The following is a 17,666-nucleotide window of genomic DNA, read 5'->3' on the forward strand; positions in this document are numbered from 1 at the left end:
GCAGGGCGGATCATTCGTCGCAGCCGAGGCCGTCCCCGTCGGCGTCGAGGCCGTGCGGGTCGCCGTGGGGCAGCGGGATGTTGTTCTCCGGCAGGTCGGCGCAGTCGAGGTCAGGTCCCGGCACCGCCGGGTCCGGTGCCGGCGCGGGTTCCGAGGTCGCGGGCGGCTCCGAGGGCACCTCGGGTGCCACCGGCTCCGGTGGTGGAGGAACGACGGGGGCAGAGTCCTGGGGTGTGGTCGACGTCGACGTCGAGGGCTCTCGGGCAGCGCAGGCGCTCCACAACCCGGCACCGGCGCTCCGGGCCCGCGACTCGGCAGCCTCGAATTCGCTCCGGTGAGCTTGGTTGGGAAGGACGGTCAGGGCTTCGGCGTGCCCTGACTCGACCAGCGTGCCGTTCACGAACACGCCCGCGTCGTTCCACAGGTACGCGAGGTGCCGTCCGTACCGGTCGGTCAGCTCCTGGTCGCGAGTCGTCCACACGGTGCTGCCCACAGGAGCGAGCCGCCCGAGCGATGCGGTGGCCTCGGGTCCGAAGCACTCGGTCGTCTCCGGGGTGTCGACCCCGACAAGACGCACGTCGACCGTGCCTGCCCGAAGTGCCGGGCCTGGTGCGACGGCGGTCAGTTCGAGCGTGTCGCCGTCGACCACGTGCTCGACCTTCGCAGGCTGAGAGCCCACGGGCACGCCTGGCGGAACGGGCGGGGCTTCGGGCGGTGGGAACGATGCCGTACTCGACGTCGGCCCAGGAGGCGGGAGGTCGGTTTCGGTTGGCCCGGACGTCGGCGTCGGGCCGCCTCCGACACACGCGGCGCCGAGAACGGCGGCAGGCCAGCACAGCATCAGGGTGCGCGCCGATCGAGCGAGCCGTGCCGCTCGAAGCGGTGGAGTGGCGGAAGACATGCCGTACCTCCCGAGTCCACGCGGCCACTTCGATCGGCCGCGTGCGGAAGAAGTCGCGAACGGCGTGTCCTGTGCAACACCGCCACCGTGTCCGCAGCTCAGGTAGCGGTGTCCGCACCGCGCGATGCGGACACGGCTACGCAGGCTGCGGACACGGCTGCCGGGTTACTCCTCACCCCGGCCGGGGGCCGACAGTGCCGGGATGTCCGCATGGTCCTGCAAGGCCCCGACGACCGCGTCCACCGCCGCGCGGGGCGCCGTTCCGCGGCGGACCACGATGGTGACGTTGCGGTGTACCGGTGTGGCGAGCTCCCGGGTCACGACCGAGTGGCCGGAACCGGCGGCGAGCGCGGGCAGCAGTGCGACCGACCTGCCCGCCTCGACGTGCTGCAGCAGCAACAGGTAGTTGCCGAACCGGCACACCACCCGCGGTTCGAAGCCGGACTCCCGGCACAGCCTCAGCGTGAGGTCGGCCATGTAGGAGCCCGGCCGGTCGCAGGCCCACGGCTCCTCGGCGCAGGCCGCGAGGTCCACCACTCTGCGTCGCGCGAGTGGGTGGCCCCGCGGAAGCACGAGGACCACCGGGTCCGACCCCAACGGGATGATCTCCAGGTCCCGCCCCCACGGGAACTCGACGTAGTCGGTGGTCGTCACGATCACGTCCAGCTCCCCGGTTCGCAGGGCCGCCCCACTCTCGTGCGGTTCGGCCTCGACCAGCTCCACCTGCAGGTGCGGCTCCGCGTGGGCGAGCTGGGTGGTGGCCGGAACAGCGAGCGGGTGGATCGCGCTCTGGAACACCCCGAGCCGGACGATCCCGATCGGCTCGTCGTTGAGCGCCCGCAGCTCGGCCTCCGTCTCGGTCATCAGGTCCAGAATCTGGCGCCCCCGGCGAGCCAGGACGACACCTGATCGTGTCAGGCGCACCCGGCGTCCCGACCGTTCCAGGAGCCGGCTGCGGGTCTCCGTCTCCAGCACAGCCAGTTGCTGCGACACCGTCGACGGGCTCAGGTGCAGTGTCTCGGCCACGGCGCGAACGGTGCCGAGGCTGTCGAGCAGGCCGAGCAGGCGCAGGCGCCACGGATTCAGCATCCGCCCATTGTGCGGCTTTGTCGAACAGCGTCGTGGCGAATGTGCGATGGACGCACGGTGACGTTCGTTCGTAGCGTCGAGGGCATGCTGGATGACACCGCACCCGAACGCTTCCTGGTCCGTTACGCCGGCCGCGGCGCCTTCAGTCCCGGGATCATCGACCGTGCCGAAGGCAGTTCGGTGTTCACCGAGGACGGGCGCGAACTCCTTGACTTCACCTCGGGACAGATGAGCGCGATTCTCGGGCACACACACCCCGAGATCGTGGCGACCGTCCGCGAGCAGGTCGGCAGGCTCGATCACCTCTACAGCGGGATGGTGAGCCGCCCGGTCCTCGATCTCGCCCGGCGACTGGCGGCGACGCTGCCCGAGCCGCTGGAGAAGGCGCTCCTGCTGACCACCGGCGCGGAGGCCAACGAGGCCGCCCTGCGGATGGCCAAACTCGTCACCGGCGGACACGAGGTCGTCTCGTTCGCCCGATCGTGGCACGGCATGACGCAGGCCGCCGCCAGTGCCACCTACAGCGCGGGACGGGCCGGGTACGGGCCGTCGGTCCCGGGCAACTTCGCGTTGCCGGTTCCCGACGCGTTCCGGCCGGACATCGTCGACGGCGACGGAAACCTCGACTGGCGCCGTCAACTCGATCTCGGATTCGATCTCATCGACGCCCAGTCGGTGGGCAGCCTGGCGGCCTGTCTGGTCGAGCCGGTGCTGAGTTCGGGCGGAGTGATCGACCTTCCGCCCGGCTACCTCGCCGCGCTGCGCGACAAGTGTCACGAGCGTGGCATGCTGCTGATCCTGGACGAGGCACAGACGGGGCTGTGCCGTACCGGAGACTGGTACGCCTTCGAGCGCGACGGCGTCGTGCCGGACATCCTCGTCCTGTCGAAAACTCTGGGCGCGGGGCTGCCGCTGGCGGCGGTGCTGACGAGTGCCGACATCGAGCAACGGGCCCACGAACGCGGGTTCCTGTTCTTCACCACGCACGTCAACGACCCGCTCCCTGCCGCGGTCGGCAACACGGTGCTGGACGTCCTGACCCGCGAGCGCCTCGATCTGCGTGCGCGCGAGCTGGGTTCCCTGCTGCGGGACGGCCTGCGGGATCTCGCGGTCCGGCATCCGGTCATCGGTGACGTCCGTGGCCGCGGTCTTCTGGTCGGGTTGGAACTGGTCCCGGAGGCCGGGGCCGCGAGATCGGACGCGGACAAACTCGGTGCCGCCGTCACCCGGCGTTGCGCGGAACTGGGCCTGCACATGAACATCGTGCAGTTGCCGGGGATGGGCGGAACATTCCGGATCGCGCCACCACTGACCGCCACCGACGGCGAGATCGAGCGAGGAGTGGACATCCTTGGACGTGCACTGTCCGATGTGACGGGCTGACGTCCAGTGCCACCGCGTCATCCATTCCGAACGAAGGATGTCACGGGAGATCGGTGACGTGGTGACACTGCCGGGGGCGGACCGACGGTGCTGAGATCGAAGGCGTCGCTCGGGCGGCCGTGGTCGGCACCGAGCGACTCACGACATCCGTCCGTTGTGGTCCGGGAGGAACCGTGCGCAAACCCGTCCTCGCGCTTGTCGCCGCCGCCGTGGTGGCACCGTTGACGCCAGTGGTGGCTTCGGCGGCCACCGCATCATCGAGCACGCTGCGCTGGGGTGAGTGCCCGGCAGACGTCGCGCGACCCGGTCTGGAGTGCTCGACGCTCGACGTTCCACTGGACTATCGCGATCCTGGTGGGGAAACGATCGAGATCGCCGTGTCGAGGCTGGCGAGTGCCGACCCGGACGAGCGCAGAGGAGTGCTGTTCACCAACACCGGCGGACCGGGGGGTGCGGGTCTCGAATTTCCGGCCATCCTGCGCGATGACCTCAGCGTGCCGGAGGCGGTGCTGGACAAGTACGACATCATCGGCATCGACCCACGCGGGGTGGCGCACAGCACGCCGGTGACATGCGATCTGACACTGGCGGAGCACCCGACCAACATTCCCCTGTTCGCTCGTAATCCGGCCGATGTCGCCGACGAGGCCGAGCGGGTGGCCGCGGTCGCCGAGAAATGCGGATCGTCGGAGACGGCGTCGCTGCTGCCGCACGTGACCACCGCCAACACGGCGCGCGACATGGATCGGGTCCGCGAAGCGCTGGGGGAGGAGACGGTGTCGTACTTCGGCATCTCCTACGGCACCTATCTCGGTTCCGTCTACACGTCGATGTTCCCGGAGCGCAGCGACCGCTTCCTGCTCGACAGCGCGACCGGGCCCCACGGGTGGGATCATTCGCACTCGCGGATGCTCGGCCGGGGTGTGGAGGACCGTTTCCCCGATTTCGCGGCGTTCGCCGCCGCACGGCCCGAGTACGGTCTCGGCGAGACACCTCGCCAGGTGCGAAAGAAGTACTTCGAGATCGCCGCGAAGCTGGACGCGGAGCCGAGGCCCGACGGTTACGACGGCCAGGCTTTCCGCCATGTCACGTTCGCCAACCTCTACTTCGACCGGAATCTACCCGCGCTGGCCGAGACCTGGCGCGCGCTCGACACCGGTGAACCGGTGCCTGCGTCGGCCGGTACGAAGGACCAGGCCGCGCCCGCCTCCGGAATTCCCTCGGACAACTACGTGGCCAGCCAGCTCCACGTGATCTGCAACGACTCCGATTGGCCCGAGAACGTCTGGACCTACCAGTTCCATGTCGCGGTGGACCGGCTTCGCCATCCGATGTTCGGCGCGGCAGGAGCCAACATCACGCCGTGTGCGTTCTGGCCGTCGGAACCGGCCGAGCCTCAGGTGGACATCACCGACGAGGGCCCGGCGAACGTGCTGATCGTGCAGAACCGGCGCGATCCGGCCACGCCGCTGGCCGGGGCCCGGCAACTACGCGAAGCCTTCGGCGACCGGGCCAGGATGGTCACGGCCGACCAGGGCGGGCATCTGGCTTATCTTCAGCTGGACAACCAGTGCCTGAACGACCTCGCGACGGACTTCCTGGTGACCGGCGAGCGCCCGAACCGTGACGTCGCCTGCGAAGCCGAACCGGCCTAATAAAAGAAAAGTCGTGGACAGCGAAAAACCCCAGGCCGTGTGACCTGGGGTTGCTGTGCGCCATCAGGGACTCGAACCCCGAACCCGCTGATTAGCAGGCGCCCCTTTGTGATGTTGCCCGACATTCGTCAACCACTCCCGCTACCTGCATAGATGTCGACCGTGGGCCACCTTGGCGTGCCGTCGTTTGCGGTCCTTTGGATTGGGTTACGGTTGGCTCCCTGCCTGCACGTGGATGGTCGCGCTTGCCATCCGAGAGGCCTGATCCGGGGAACTCCACGGGGTCAAGATCACCCCTATTTAGAATGCTAGTCGAAAATCTTCGATCTTTTGTCGAATCTGAGTGGAAGGGTCTTCGAGTGCTGCTTTCATTGTCAACATCTGACCAAGGTCGTCATTATCCAGGATGATAATCATTTTCTTATGCATATACCATTGTTCTCGGATAGTTACTTCGGCGCTGTCGCTTTTGGCGCCCTGGGTAACGATCATCCCGAACAGTCCCGAACCATGTGGCGACAAGTAGTTTGCTAGCTGGAGTATGTCTTGTTTTTTGATCTGTCCCGCGTAGTTCTTGGCGTCTACGACTATGTAATGAGCCTCGTAAAATGAGCGCATGTAGGCCCAGAACCCGCCCGTTGCGTAGTTTGGAAAAATAATGTCTCGCCGATTAACGCCCGACTTGTTTGCACTTTCCGCTATAGGTGCTTTTAAAGGTGGGCAAAGTAGGAATTCCAGTATGTCTTTACAGGTGGACTGGTACTCGCTCCACGTGCTCTTGCCGGGCTCGATACCCGAGAGTCGTCGCTGTAGGGATTGTGCGACTTCGTATTCCGATTCCCTTTTCGAGAATTCTTCCTTGTAGGGTTCAGGTTGAAGATTGACGCCCGCGTTTCTTATGTCATTGCCATCTATTACTCTAATTTCTTGCGATAAAAGGAACTCTCTGTTCGCAAGAGAGAGCACTCCCGGGATCACGAGAATTCGCTCGGGTGGAACCTTGTTTCCTTGCAGCTCCTGAGCTTTGTATGAAATAAAATGAAGCTGATCTGCTAGCTGATGCAATCGACTTCGAGTGCCCGGTGTGACAGTTTTAACATCTACGACCGCAGTTCTTCCGTTTTCGAATTCTAGAAAAAAATCTACTTCGCTTTTAGAGTTGATCTGATAATTTCGCATGATGGTCGACGGGTTCATTATCTGCAATAAGGCCTGTTGTGCCAGGTCTTCGAACTCAAAATTTCGCCTTATGTGGTCCACTTGATTCCTTCCGGTGAAAAAATTTCGAGGAGATCGTAGCATTGCTACAAATTGCTGAGCGCGGACTCTCGAGAGTTGCTTGGTGGTCATCCCGTCGCCTGATGGCGTCTCGATCACGCCGTGGCGGGGCCGCAACCTTCCTCGATACCGGCGGCTTTCGTTGCCAGGCTTGCGGCTCCGGCGCGGTGTGATAGCCATCAGGTCAGGCGACGGGAGGACCACCAAGCAGCCCACCTGCCAACCGGAACCGCCGGCACTTCTCCTGGCCATCCCGGAGCCTGCCCGCCCGGCGAGGGCATCTCTTCTTCTGTTCGGCGGCCTCGCCGTGGTTCCCGGCCGCCTGCCTTCCGCCTCGGGTCCGCGTGCGGGGCGTCGGGACCGGCGTCAGCCGCACGCCCGGCGGCCCGCTGGCGCGGACCCAGAGAACAGCAGGCAGGCGGCCCCGGCGGGGCCGCCCTTGAACAAGAGAAGAAAGTTTGAACACAAGCACCTGGGGTGCCGACACGCTGAGTTCCGGAGGGATGGATGTGGAGCTTGTGGGCTCATACGATCGACGGGTGGCAGACGAGGATGATGCGGCCCGGTGGGTAGTTCACGGTGAGCGATCGGTCTATCGGAGTGACTGGGTGACGGTGGGCCTGGCGGACATCTCGGTCCCGTCGGGCGAGCGGTTCGAACACCACACGGTCGAGTTCCCGCCTGCGGCGATGGCTGTCGTGTTCGACGACGCTCGTGAGCATGTGCTGTTGAGCTGGCGCCATCGGTTCGCCCCTGAGGTCTGGAACTGGGAGCTTCCCGGCGGGATCGTGGAACAGGGTGAGGACCCTGCCGTCACGGTGGCGCGCGAGGTCGAAGAGGAAACCGGCTACCGACCTCGAAGCACGCGGCACCTGGTGACCTTTGAACCCGCTGTGGGCATGCTGCGGAACCCGCACTACGTCTACGCGGTGGACGGCGTTGAACGGGTCGGCAATCCAACGGAGCTGGATGAGGGCCGTTTCCGCTGGGTTCCCTACGCTGAGGTTCCGGAGCTGGTCCGGGCCGGGCAGGTGCTCAATTCGGGTGCGCTCGTCGCCCTGCTGTACGTTCTCGCGCTCGACGGCGGGTCATAGCCGATCGCGGAGCTGGGCGATTCTCGCGCGTTGTCGAGCGGAACCGGTCTGGTTCGCCAGTTGCTCGGCGCGGGCGATGTGCTGTGCGGCTTCGGGAAGATCGCCGCGCGTGAGCAGTGCTTGGGCGAGGTCGACTCGTAGACCAGCCTCGGCGCGGGCGAACGTCCCTTCTGGGATGCCTGAAAGTGCGGAGCTGAGGTCGTGTACGGCCTCGATCGATCCGAGACGGGCAAGGCAGTTGCCTCGCCAACGTGCGAGGTGCGCCGAGTTCAGGAAGAGGAAGGGCAGTTCGGGATCCGCGTCCCCGGTCGGCATGAGATCGGCTGCCTCGTCAAGAAGCCGTTGGGTCGCGGGAGCATCGCCTACGGCTGACCGGAACTCGGCTTCCGCTGCGCTGAGCCATGCTCGAAGGCGTTGCGGAACTCTCGATCCGGCGGTGAGCCGGGCATGCTCGGCGAGCTGTGCAGCGTCGGCCTGTCGGCCGGAGTCGAGCAGGGCGTATGCCTGCTGAGCGCTGACGTGCGCGAGAACGGCGGGGTCTTCACCCTCCCGCGCTGCGGACTTCGCGAGTTCGTGCATGCGCCATGCTTCGCGGGTATTGCCGGAGTCGAGCGACTGCCACCCGGCCAGTGCGGCGGCTTCCGCGAGGGCACGGGCCAAAGCTGGACGGCCGGTCCCGGGTAGTGACTGCTGTAGCAGTTCCGCCATGGTCTGTGTGTGCGCTGAGGTCTGCGGGATCAGGGCGGCCCCGAGCTGCCGGTCAAGACTGCGGTAGTGGTCGGTCTGCTGTTCCAGCAACAGCACGAGCTCGTTGCTAATTGAGCGAAGCTCCAACGGATCGACCGCGGCCGACGTCATGGGATCGGTCGCGAGTTCGACGAACCCGAGTTCGGCCGCGGTCAATTGGAAGACGTCACAGAACTCGTCGCGCCAGTCGGTGACCTGCGTGGTGCCGCGCTCCCATTCGACGTACATCCGCTTCAAGCTGGCAGCAGTGGGCGGGCGCATCCCCCGCTTGAGCCGTGCATCGTGCAGGCGACGGCAGACCTCGGCCTTGCTCCAGTCCCGGTTCAGTCTCGCCTGCGCTATGGGTGTCAGCTCGTCGGCAGTCACGAATCCCCCATTGCCTCACCAGGGAAAACAGGGGTGACTCACCCCCGACTCATCCCCGGCTCACCTGTTCTCACGTCTTCGTGTCGTGTGTCCTTGAGGCATGACAGTGATGGCAAACGATCAACTCTGGTCGCTGCGGGCCTCAAGCGAGTCGACACGGGCCGTCAGCGTCTCGATAGCCGCACGGAGCTTCGCCAACTCGCCCCGAACGTCGTTCACGTCCGAGTGCCGATCGTGCTCCTCCGGCATGGAGTCGCTGACGAAGACACCGACGGAGGGGGTGGCGAGCACCCACCCTTCGTCCTCTAGCGCTTTCAACGCCTTCTGCGCGGTTCCCAGTGACACGTCGTACAGGTCCGCGACCCCTCGGTTACTGGGCAGCTTGTCCCTGGCCTTCAGGCGACCGGTTCTGATGTCCTGCCGAATGGCCTCGGCCACTCGCTGGTAAGCCGCCATCCCTGTCATCGCGCTCGACATGGCACGAGCCTAGCTCGCGCGACCTAATCCGATCTACATCACTCGGTTGGAGTAGTGACTAGCCGATACATACTGATATAGATTGGTATGCATCGAAGGAAGGAGAAAGAAACGATGAGGAACATTCCGGTGAACCTGGCGGGCTATCGGCTGATGGTGACGGAGCCTCCGGCGATGAAGACGCGCAAGGACGAGTCGGGGCGCGACGTGGTGGTGACCGACAAGGAGGGTGCGTCGAAGTTCGTGGTCTCGGTGTTCGCGAAGCGCAAGGGCGACAAGGGGGAGGAGCTTCGGGTCACTTTGGATGCGGACCCGGGGGAGGGTCTGGATGAGGGTGACCTTGTCGAGTTGGTGCAGGCGCGTGTGTCGCCGTACTCGTTCAAGAACTCGCAGGGGGAGACGGTGTCGGGGATCGCGTTCAGTGCGGCTGGTGTGAAGCCGCTGGGCGACTGACGGGCGCCTGTCGCGTTTTTTGCCCTTCCCATGGTTGGGGTTGGTGGCCCGTTCGAGTCGGGCAGGGGCGCTTATCTGTTGTTTGAGAATTCCAGAGTGGGCCGTTCCATGCCTTTTTGTGCCGTTGTGGCGGCGCATCTTGGCCCCCGGCGAGTGGTTTTCTCCGGGGGTCTTGATGTTTTGCCACCAAATTTTCTGGGAGGGATGCGTGTGGCGCGTGAATTGGTGTTGCCGATGGATGACGAGAACGATGACGACGATGTTCGGGAAGGTGGTGGTCGGAATGGTCGGCGGCGGGTTGTGCATGATCGACCCCTACGGCGTCAACCCAGGTAGGGCGGGGGTCCGGTGATGGATCGCCTGCTGGTGGGTGCGGTGCTGGTGGTGTTGACCGCTGCGTTGACGGTGGCGGTTCCGCTGGTCGGGGCCGCGCTGGTCGTGTTCGAAATCAACCTTGTTGCGCGCTCGCTTCTGCGGACGCGTTTCCAGTAATCAACGGATAGGAATGGGGTGTGGGTGTGCAGATCGAGGCGTTGAATCGACGCGCGCAGCAGAAATACGGAACGTTCGTGTCGGCGATGGACATGGTGCTTGATTCGCTGGATGAGCTGGACACGTTCATCGACCGGATTGAGGACGGCAAGGCCGATGACGGGTCGTGGTCGGTGGCCTCGCGCGACGAGTTGAAGGGCTATCGGCGCAAGGCTGTCGATGAGCTGGGCCGGTTGCGGGCGAAGGCGAAGAAGTACGAGGCCGAACTCGTGTCGCGGGATTGGAGGGTGTGAGCGATGTCGAAGCACCAACTGGATCGGGCGTTGGAAAACGTGGATGCCGCGATGCGGCAGCTCAAGGACTCGATGAGCGGGATGCCGGTGCGGCGCGAGGGCTTCAAGGGCGCTCATGATGCGACTGCGCGGGCGGTGGCGACGTTGACGGTGGCGCTGTCGGACTCGCGCGGGGCGCTGCGGGACTGACCGCTTTTCACGAACTGATCGGCATGGGCCGGCCTTCTCTCCTCGCTGCGGCAGGGGGCGAAGGCCGGCCCTTTCTCGTATGGGAAGGGATCGAGGTATGTCGAGGACGTCGAACCGGCGGCGGGGCCGGGAGTTTCAGGCGGGGTTGTGGTTGGCGCGGCATCCGGGCAGCGTGCTCGGGCCGGGCGCGGTCACCGCCTCGGGTGTTGAGTTGGGTTGGACCGCCACGGGTGGTGTCGCGGGTGCGGCGGCGCTGGGTTTGGCGGGGTGGTATCGGGCGCATCCGGACACCTTTGACCGGCACGTGGGGCCGTATTTGCGGGCGTGGCGGCGTCGCTGGGTGCGCTACGTCGGCGCCAGGTGGAACAACGTTCTGCGGGCTTGTGAGTTGGCGAGCACGAACCGCAAGACCGGGGAGGAGTTGCTTCCTCGGTTGCTGCGGGTGCGTTCGGCGTCTCCGCACGTGGAGACGTTGTTCGTCAAGCTGGTCAAGGGCCAGCATCTGCGGCACTTCGAGGCCAAGCTCCCGGAGCTGACGGAGGCGTTGAAGGCCGAGCGGGTCGCGGTGGAGCGGGTCAAGCCGATGGTGATCGCGCTGATCGTGCAACGCTCGGAACCGTTCACCGAGGTCATCGACGCCCCGGAGATGCCGGAAGAAACCGAGGCGGTGAGCTTCACCGATATCTACGTCGGTGAGGACGAGTACGGCGACGAGTTCCGCCTCGGCCCGTTGGGGCAGCACGTGTTTGTGGCGGGGGCGACCGGGGTGGGTAAGAACTCGATCCCGGCGAGTCTGCTGCGGGGCATGGCCCCGGCGCTGCGGGATGGGCTGGTGCGGTTGTGGATCTGCGATCCGAAGCAGATGGAGTTCGCCGCGCTGGCGCCGATCGCGCACCGCTACGCCACCGCCACGGACGCCTGCACTGAGCTGGTGGGCGAGTACGTCGCGGACATGCAGGCCACCCAGCGGGAGCTGTCCTCGCAGGGCACGCGCAAGATCACCGTGTCCCGCGAGACACCGCTGAACGTGCTGATCGCCGACGAGATGGGGGCGCTGCTGGCCTACGGCGACGGGGCCTCGGCGCGGGAGCTGAAGAAGTCGCTGGCGCTGGTCGGCTCCCAAGGCCGCGCCACCGGGCATTCCATGCTCGGGCTGGTGCAGGAACCGACCAAGGACACGGTCCCGGTGCGGGAGCTGTTCACCGTCCGCGTGTGCCTGCGGGTCACCTCGGCCTCCCACGTCGACATGACCCTCGGCGACGGCGCACGACTCCGGGGCGCCCTGGCCGACGAGATCCCCAACACCCCGGACACGGCGGGGGTCGGCTACGCGGTGCGGCAACGCACACGAACCCCACTGCGCATCCGCTCCGCCTACGTCTCCGACGACGAGATCACCGAACTCGTCAACTTCGTCAACACACCACCCAACCACGGCGGCGGCCACCTGCGGGCGGTGAGCTGATGAACCAACGCGAAGACGCACACGCCGAAATCGTGCGCCTGCTGGAAGCGGCCAGAGCCGAAGCCGCGGGGAACTGGTGCTACTGGGTGTGCCAGGACGTCGAAGACCGTCTCGGGCTCTGCGCCGGTGACGAAAAGACTCACGACGACCCGGAATACGGGGCCGCGCTCGACGCGCTCCGCGCCATTCATCACGCGCTCGACTACGTCCGCCGTATCGGTGCGTGAACAACTGGGGAGGAAGACATCATGTGGCGTTTGGGATTTCGTTTCTGGCGGCTTGGCCTGGCTTGCAAGTACGGGCTTCCCGCTGTCGGTGTGCTGGCGCTGATCTACCACGCGCAGGGCGCCTCCGAGCTGTTCGTGACGGTGCTGTGCCTCGTGCTGCTCGCTGCCGGGGCCGGTGTGCTGGTGCTGCGTGAGTTCGGTGCCCGCGAGTTCGGAAGCCGGGAAACCGGACATCGCGGAAGACGAACACGCTCGTAAAACATCAGGCTCAATTCGAAAGGAGGCCGTGCAGTGTCCGCACAGGACCAGACCGGACCAGGGGAGACGACGGGGCAGGCTGGGCGGACACGGCGGGTGCGCAAGCTCGGCCAGCGCATTTCCGAAGCTCGGCGGCTGCGGGGCCTGGTCCGCGATCCCGATCTACAGGCCGTCGAGATGGAACGGCGTGGGCGGCGGACGCTGCTCGGGCTGTGGTTCTTCCTCGCCCTCGGCCTCGTCTACACCACCGAAGGGGTCCATGCGTTCCTGTCGGCGGGCACCACACCGGCCGATACGTTGTGGTGGGCGGCGTGGACGGTCGAGCCGATGTTCGCCGGGCTGCTGATCACCCTGCTCAACTTCGAATCAGTGATCCTCGCCCACGGCGTTGCCCCGGATCATCGGTGGTGGTCGCGGCTCAAACACGTGCTGCTGTCCTCAACGCTGGCGATGAACGTCCTCCCGCAACTCGAGCCCCTGGCGCAAGGTCGGTGGGAGCGGTTCAATCTCGGCTCGCTGGCCGTGCACGCGATCATCCCGGTCATCGTCTACGGCATCGCCGAAGTCATCCCGGTCATCCAGGCCCGGCAACGCGAGATCGTGCTCAACGTCTACGCCCAGGCCGACAAACACGACACCAACCACACCACCCCGGAAGAACCGGAACCAGCGCAGCCCGAACCGCCTGCCCCTGCCGCGCCTGCGGCTCCTGCGCCGGAACCGGCCAAGCCTGAGCCCCGGCCTGAACCGGCCTCGCCTCGCAAGGCTCCGGCCGTGCTCGGCAAGCTCCCCGGATCGCTGCGGGACACCGTGACCGCGCTCGCGGCCTCAGCTCATCAGGAAGGGCGTCCGGTGACCGCGCAGGCCATCACGCAACGGGTGGCGCTGCCGGAGGCGATGGTGACCGCGCTCGTGGACGAGCTGAACACCACCGTCAACGGCCACCCCGTCCACACCTGACCTCGCTTCCAGTCCGCAATTCAAGGGGCGGGGCGCGCATCGACTTCCACGGCCGATGTGTCGCCTCGCCCCTTTTCATGCCTATGGGGAGGGACCGCGTCGTGTTGACGCTGGAAGATCGCCTATCCGCTCGACTACGGGCGGCCGACTACAAGACCTGGCGCGACAAAGTCCACGCGGTGAACGGCTGCGCTCGCCCGATCCGGCTCGTCGGCGCCCACCAGCTCCACGACGCCGACACCGGGGCGGTGATCCACCACTACGGGGGCAGCATCTTCGCCCCCTGCGGCAACCGCCGCGAGACCGTCTGTCCGGCCTGCTCCGACCGCTACGCGGCCGATGCCTTCCACCTCGTGCGCGCGGGCCTGTGCGGCGGCTCCAAGGGCGTCCCAGAGCGGGTAACCGAGCATCCCCGGGTGTTCGTCACGCTGACGGCACCCTCGTTCGGCAAGGTCCACACCCGTCGGGTCTCTCGGCGAGGCCGGGTGGTGCCCTGCGGCTGCGGCCAGACCCACCACCGGGAGGACGACCCGCGCATCGGCACCCCGCTCGATCCCGACACCTACGACTACGAAGCCGCGGTGCTGTGGCAGGCACACGCCGGAAAGCTCTGGCACCGCTTCACCGTGCGCCTGCGCCGAGAACTCGCCCAACGCGCGGGCCTGCGGGTGCGGGACTTCCCCGGTCACGCACGCCTGTCGTACGGCAAGGTGGCCGAGTACCAGCGACGCGGGCTGATCCACTTTCACGCCCTGGTGCGCCTCGACGGCCCCGACGGGCCGACCGAACGGGCTCCGTCCTGGGCCACCTCGGCCTTACTGACCGACGCGATCACCGCCGCTGCCGGTGCTGCGGTCGTGACGACCACACGCCCGGACGGTGCCCGGCTGTCGCTGTCGTGGGGCGCCCAGCTCGACACCCGCCCCGTCGAACACGACGACAGCGAGGACGCGGACGGGATCGGTGAACGGGCGCTGGCGGGCTACATCGCCAAATACGCCACCAAGGGCACCGGCACCGTCGACGGCGCCGACCGCCCGATCCGCTCCGAACTCGACATCGAGCACCTGCGCATCACCGAGCACCACCGGCGCATGATCCGCACCTGCTGGGACCTCGGCGGCCTCGACGCCTACGAGGATCTGAACCTGCGGCGGTGGGCACACATGCTCGGCTTCCGCGGCCACTTCCTCACCAAATCCCGCGCCTACTCCACCACCTTCAAAGCCATCCGCGAGGACCGGCGCGCGTTCCGCCTGGCCGAAGCCCTCGACCGCCTCGACCTCGACCCGGACGCGGTGCTGGTGGTCAACGACTGGCAGTTCACCGGCGCTGGCTACCGCGACGACGCCGAACGCGAACTGGCCCTCGGCATCGCCGAACGACTCCGCACCCAACGACAGCACAAATACCGACAGGAGAACCCACAATGAGCACCAAACTCTGGACGATCAACGACCTCGCCGACCACCTCGGCGTGCCCGTCAACACCTTGTACCAGTGGCGCACCAAGGGCTACGGGCCACAAGGCCGCCGCATCGGCAAATACGTCCGCTACCGACCCCAAGACGTTCACGCCTGGGTCGAGCAGCAAGGGGCCGCCTGATGGCGCGTCCACCGCTGCCTGTGGGTACCCACGGCAAGATCAAGGTGACCGGCAAGCCCGGCGGCGGTTTCGTGGCCAAGGCCAAGTACCGGGATTTCGACGGCGTGACCAGGCTGGTCGAGCGTTCAGGCCACACGGAGACGGCTGCGAGGAATCGGCTTCGGGAGGCGTTTCGCGATCGGTCTACGCAGTCTTCGGGTGGCCTCATCGTGGGCGAGACGAAGTTCTCCGCGGCTGCGGACCTCTGGCTGAGTGAGGTCAGGTCGGCTGTGGACGCGGGGGACATGTCACCGAGCTCGGCTGATCTGTATGAGCGCCAGCTCCGCAACTACGTCACTCCTGCGCTGGGGGAGCTGCGGATACGGGAGGTCACGACCCCGCGCGTTGATGCGCTTCTTCAGGCTGTGCGGAAACGGCGTAGCGCGGCGACCGCCAAGGTGGTGCGCAGCGTCGTGTCTGGCGTCATGGGGCTCGCGGCTCGTCATGGAGCTACGGCGATGAACCCCACGCGCGAGACCAAGAAGATCAGCTCGGGCGGGCAACGTCGGGTCCGTGCGTTGTCGGCGGATGAACGTGTGCGGTGGCTGGCGCAGCTCGAGGCCGATGCGTTCGCGGTTCGCAAGGACTTGCCGGACCTGACGCGCTTCATGCTGGCGACCGGAGTGCGCATCGGTGAGGCCCTGGCGGTGTCCTGGGACGAGATCGACCTCGGCGCTCGGACGGTGGACATCGAGTGGACCTTGGTTCGAGTCCGCGGTGAGGGGCTGCGTCGCCTCCCGCCGAAAACCGACAGCGGCAGGCGTACGCTCCCGCTTCCTGCGTTCGCTGTCGAGATGCTCCGTGAGCGGTACGCGGCGTCTCCCACCGGGGAGCAGGTCCTCGGTGTCGCTGCGCCGGTCTTCCCGGATGCTGTCGGGGGTTGGCGCGATCCCAGCAATACCCGACGTGATCTGCGGACCGCTCGCGGGACGGACGGCTTCGGCTGGGTCACCTCGCACGTGTTCCGCAAGACCTGCGCCACGATCCTCGATGAGGCACGGTTCACGCCTCGTCAGATCGCCGATCAGCTCGGCCATGCGCGTCCCTCGCTCACGCAAGACGTGTACGTTGCCCGGAAGCTGGCGAATACGGCTACGGCGGACGCCCTTCACGATGAACTGGGTACGTAGTCAGTTTTCAAAGGGTTGGGTTCCGGTTGGTTCGGAGAAGGCACGAAAAAACCCCAGGCCGTGTGACCTGGGGTTGCTGTGCGCCATCAGGGACTCGAACCCCGAACCCGCTGATTAAGAGTCAGCTGCTCTGCCACTTGAGCTAATGGCGCTCACCGTACCTAGACCGGCCTCGGTCGGTCTCTCGCGGCGACGGGAGAAACAGTAGCACGGTGGCGACGGTGCGATGACACGGCCCCCCGGTTGAGCGAAGGACACAAGTTGGTGAAGTCCGGGTACGCAGCGCGATGAGTACGGCACACTCGCCACTCGTTCGGGGAATGCATGACGGAACGGGTGGTACTTGTGGCACGCGGACGGGATCGCGCGACACGGCCGGGTGGAATGGGGGTCACACTTCTGATGGCGGGACTGCTCGCTGCCGGATGTACGTCGACCGCTGCCGAGAGCGAAGCGCCCAGCGCCTCGCCGTCCTCGTCCACGTCGCAGCCGAGACCGGTCCTGCTCGCCCTGTCGGTGTCCGACGACCAGGACGGGGTGGAACCGGGGCAGTCGGTGACGGTGCGCGCCGAGCACGGAACCATCACCGAGGCTTCGCTGATCGGAACACACGGCACCCACGTGAAGGACGACCTGCGGTCGACCGGCACCTTCTGGACCACGACCGAACCGCTCGGATACGGCAAGACCTACACACTGACCGTCGAGGCGGAGGGGGAGGACGGCGAGACCGTCACCGAGGAGTCGACCTTCACCACCGCGACGCCGCAGCGCACGGTCGGTGTCTCGGTCAACGTGTGGGACGACGAGACCGTGGGCGTCGGGATGCCGCTGATCTTCACCTTCACCGGGGCGGTGCCCGACCGAGACGCCGCCGAGGAGGCGCTCGCCGTCACCGCCGAGCCGGAGACAGAGGGAGACTTCCGCTGGTTCGGCGACAGCAGTGTCATCTGGCGGCCCAAGACGTACTGGCAGGCCGGGACGGAGGTCTCGATCGACGCCGAGATCTACGGCAAGGACCTCGGCGACGGCACGTACGGCGCGCAGGACAAGTCGGTCGAGTTCGACATCGGTGAAAAGGTCGTCGCGGTCGCCGACGGCGAGACCCACGAACTCACGGTGTCGGTCGGCGACGAGGACGAGCGCACGATGCCGATCTCCATGGGCAAGCCGTCGAGCCCCACACCACACGGCACGTACACCGTCATGAGCGAGCACAACGGCTACACCATGGACTCCAGCACCTACGGCGTTCCGATCGACAACGCGGAGGGCTACCGGCTCTACGTCGACTACGCCGTGCGGCTGTCGCACAGCGGGATCTTCTACCACTCCGCCCCGTGGTCGGTCGGCGACCAGGGCCACACCAACGTCAGCCACGGCTGCATCAACCTCTCCCTCGCCGACGCCGCGTGGTTGATGGACAAGTCGAAGCGCGGCGACGTCTTCAGGGTCATGGGCAGTGGCGGTCCCGAACTGGAGCCGACCGATGGGTGGAGCGTGTGGCAGTTGTCCTGGGAGGAATGGCAGGCGTGACGGGGGCATCGCGCCCGGAACCGGACGC

Annotated in this window: 20 protein-coding genes and 1 tRNA gene; 15 read left to right on the top strand and 6 right to left on the bottom strand. The window is 66.3% G+C overall.

The genetic code is table 11. The features are described from left to right. Window positions 1–10: 10 nt before the first annotated feature. A complete protein-coding gene (locus tag FFT09_RS14485; protein ID WP_167305380.1) occupies window positions 11–679 on the bottom strand; it encodes a thermonuclease family protein in 669 nt (222 codons plus the stop codon). Window positions 680–1,066: 387 nt separating this feature from the next. Beyond that, window positions 1,067–1,990, bottom strand: coding sequence for a LysR family transcriptional regulator (locus FFT09_RS14490; protein ID WP_138382991.1), 924 nt, complete (start codon window positions 1,988–1,990; stop codon window positions 1,067–1,069). A gap of 84 nt (window positions 1,991–2,074) precedes the next feature. Between FFT09_RS14490 and FFT09_RS14495 the strand changes: the two genes are divergently transcribed. Next, window positions 2,075–3,373: an aspartate aminotransferase family protein gene (locus tag FFT09_RS14495; RefSeq protein ID WP_138383219.1), complete on the top strand. Its 1,299-nt coding sequence runs from the start codon at window positions 2,075–2,077 to the stop codon at window positions 3,371–3,373. A 173-nt stretch (window positions 3,374–3,546) separates the two neighbouring features. Beyond that, window positions 3,547–5,028, top strand: coding sequence for an alpha/beta hydrolase (locus FFT09_RS14500; protein WP_138382992.1), 1,482 nt, complete (start codon window positions 3,547–3,549; stop codon window positions 5,026–5,028). A 300-nt stretch (window positions 5,029–5,328) separates the two neighbouring features. Here FFT09_RS14500 and FFT09_RS14505 read toward each other — a convergent pair whose 3' ends face one another. Then, window positions 5,329–6,486: a hypothetical protein gene (locus FFT09_RS14505; RefSeq protein ID WP_138382993.1), complete on the bottom strand. Its 1,158-nt coding sequence runs from the start codon at window positions 6,484–6,486 to the stop codon at window positions 5,329–5,331. Between the two features lie 278 nt (window positions 6,487–6,764). Here FFT09_RS14505 and FFT09_RS14510 point away from each other — a divergent pair, with 278 nt between their 5' ends. After that, on the top strand, window positions 6,765–7,400 hold the full coding sequence (locus tag FFT09_RS14510; protein ID WP_341869013.1) for an NUDIX hydrolase: 636 nt from the start codon (window positions 6,765–6,767) through the stop codon (window positions 7,398–7,400). Here the strand turns inward: FFT09_RS14510 and FFT09_RS14515 are convergent. After that, on the bottom strand, window positions 7,395–8,513 hold the full coding sequence (locus FFT09_RS14515; protein ID WP_138382994.1) for an NsdA family TPR-like regulatory protein: 1,119 nt from the start codon (window positions 8,511–8,513) through the stop codon (window positions 7,395–7,397). The genes FFT09_RS14510 and FFT09_RS14515 overlap by 6 nt on opposite strands. A gap of 120 nt (window positions 8,514–8,633) precedes the next feature. Further along, entirely contained in the window at window positions 8,634–8,990 is a 357-nt protein-coding gene (locus FFT09_RS14520) for a GntR family transcriptional regulator (RefSeq protein WP_138382995.1), read from the bottom strand. 114 nt (window positions 8,991–9,104) lie between these two features. On the opposite strand from FFT09_RS14520, the gene FFT09_RS14525 reads away from it, so the two are divergent. The 11 genes from FFT09_RS14525 (at window position 9,105) to FFT09_RS14570 (ending at window position 16,102) form a co-directional block, all read left to right on the top strand. Then, on the top strand, window positions 9,105–9,443 hold the full coding sequence (locus FFT09_RS14525; protein WP_138382996.1) for a hypothetical protein: 339 nt from the start codon (window positions 9,105–9,107) through the stop codon (window positions 9,441–9,443). A gap of 351 nt (window positions 9,444–9,794) precedes the next feature. Further along, complete coding sequence (locus FFT09_RS22945) at window positions 9,795–9,935, top strand: hypothetical protein (protein WP_167305381.1); 141 nt, start codon at window positions 9,795–9,797, stop codon at window positions 9,933–9,935. Between the two features lie 20 nt (window positions 9,936–9,955). Then, a complete protein-coding gene (locus tag FFT09_RS14530) occupies window positions 9,956–10,228 on the top strand; it encodes a hypothetical protein (protein ID WP_341869014.1) in 273 nt (90 codons plus the stop codon). 3 nt (window positions 10,229–10,231) lie between these two features. Further along, window positions 10,232–10,417, top strand: coding sequence for a hypothetical protein (locus tag FFT09_RS14535; protein WP_138382998.1), 186 nt, complete (start codon window positions 10,232–10,234; stop codon window positions 10,415–10,417). A 97-nt stretch (window positions 10,418–10,514) separates the two neighbouring features. Then, window positions 10,515–11,882 (top strand): FtsK/SpoIIIE domain-containing protein, encoded by a 1,368-nt coding sequence (locus tag FFT09_RS14540; protein WP_138382999.1) that lies wholly within the window; start codon window positions 10,515–10,517, stop codon window positions 11,880–11,882. Further along, window positions 11,882–12,109, top strand: a complete 228-nt coding sequence (locus FFT09_RS14545) for a hypothetical protein (protein WP_138383000.1) — start codon at window positions 11,882–11,884, stop codon at window positions 12,107–12,109. Before FFT09_RS14540 ends, FFT09_RS14545 begins: the two co-directional genes overlap by 1 nt. A gap of 21 nt (window positions 12,110–12,130) precedes the next feature. Beyond that, window positions 12,131–12,367: a hypothetical protein gene (locus tag FFT09_RS14550; RefSeq protein WP_138383001.1), complete on the top strand. Its 237-nt coding sequence runs from the start codon at window positions 12,131–12,133 to the stop codon at window positions 12,365–12,367. A gap of 33 nt (window positions 12,368–12,400) precedes the next feature. Next, window positions 12,401–13,327: a hypothetical protein gene (locus tag FFT09_RS14555; protein WP_138383002.1), complete on the top strand. Its 927-nt coding sequence runs from the start codon at window positions 12,401–12,403 to the stop codon at window positions 13,325–13,327. Window positions 13,328–13,428: 101 nt separating this feature from the next. Next, window positions 13,429–14,760, top strand: a complete 1,332-nt coding sequence (locus FFT09_RS14560; RefSeq protein ID WP_138383003.1) for a replication initiator — start codon at window positions 13,429–13,431, stop codon at window positions 14,758–14,760. Further along, window positions 14,757–14,933, top strand: a complete 177-nt coding sequence (locus FFT09_RS14565; protein WP_138383004.1) for a helix-turn-helix transcriptional regulator — start codon at window positions 14,757–14,759, stop codon at window positions 14,931–14,933. The genes FFT09_RS14560 and FFT09_RS14565 overlap by 4 nt, the downstream gene beginning before the upstream one ends. Then, window positions 14,933–16,102 (top strand): tyrosine-type recombinase/integrase, encoded by a 1,170-nt coding sequence (locus tag FFT09_RS14570; protein WP_138383005.1) that lies wholly within the window; start codon window positions 14,933–14,935, stop codon window positions 16,100–16,102. The genes FFT09_RS14565 and FFT09_RS14570 overlap by 1 nt, the downstream gene beginning before the upstream one ends. Window positions 16,103–16,181: 79 nt before the next feature. Here the strand turns inward: FFT09_RS14570 and FFT09_RS14575 are convergent. After that, window positions 16,182–16,254 (bottom strand) — tRNA-Lys (locus FFT09_RS14575). 232 nt (window positions 16,255–16,486) lie between these two features. Between FFT09_RS14575 and FFT09_RS14580 the strand changes: the two genes are divergently transcribed. Beyond that, on the top strand, window positions 16,487–17,638 hold the full coding sequence (locus tag FFT09_RS14580; protein WP_244231365.1) for a L,D-transpeptidase: 1,152 nt from the start codon (window positions 16,487–16,489) through the stop codon (window positions 17,636–17,638). Window positions 17,639–17,666: the final 28 nt, after the last annotated feature.

This window comes from Saccharomonospora piscinae, assembly GCF_005862235.1.
GTDB lineage: Bacteria > Actinomycetota > Actinomycetes > Mycobacteriales > Pseudonocardiaceae > Saccharomonospora > Saccharomonospora piscinae.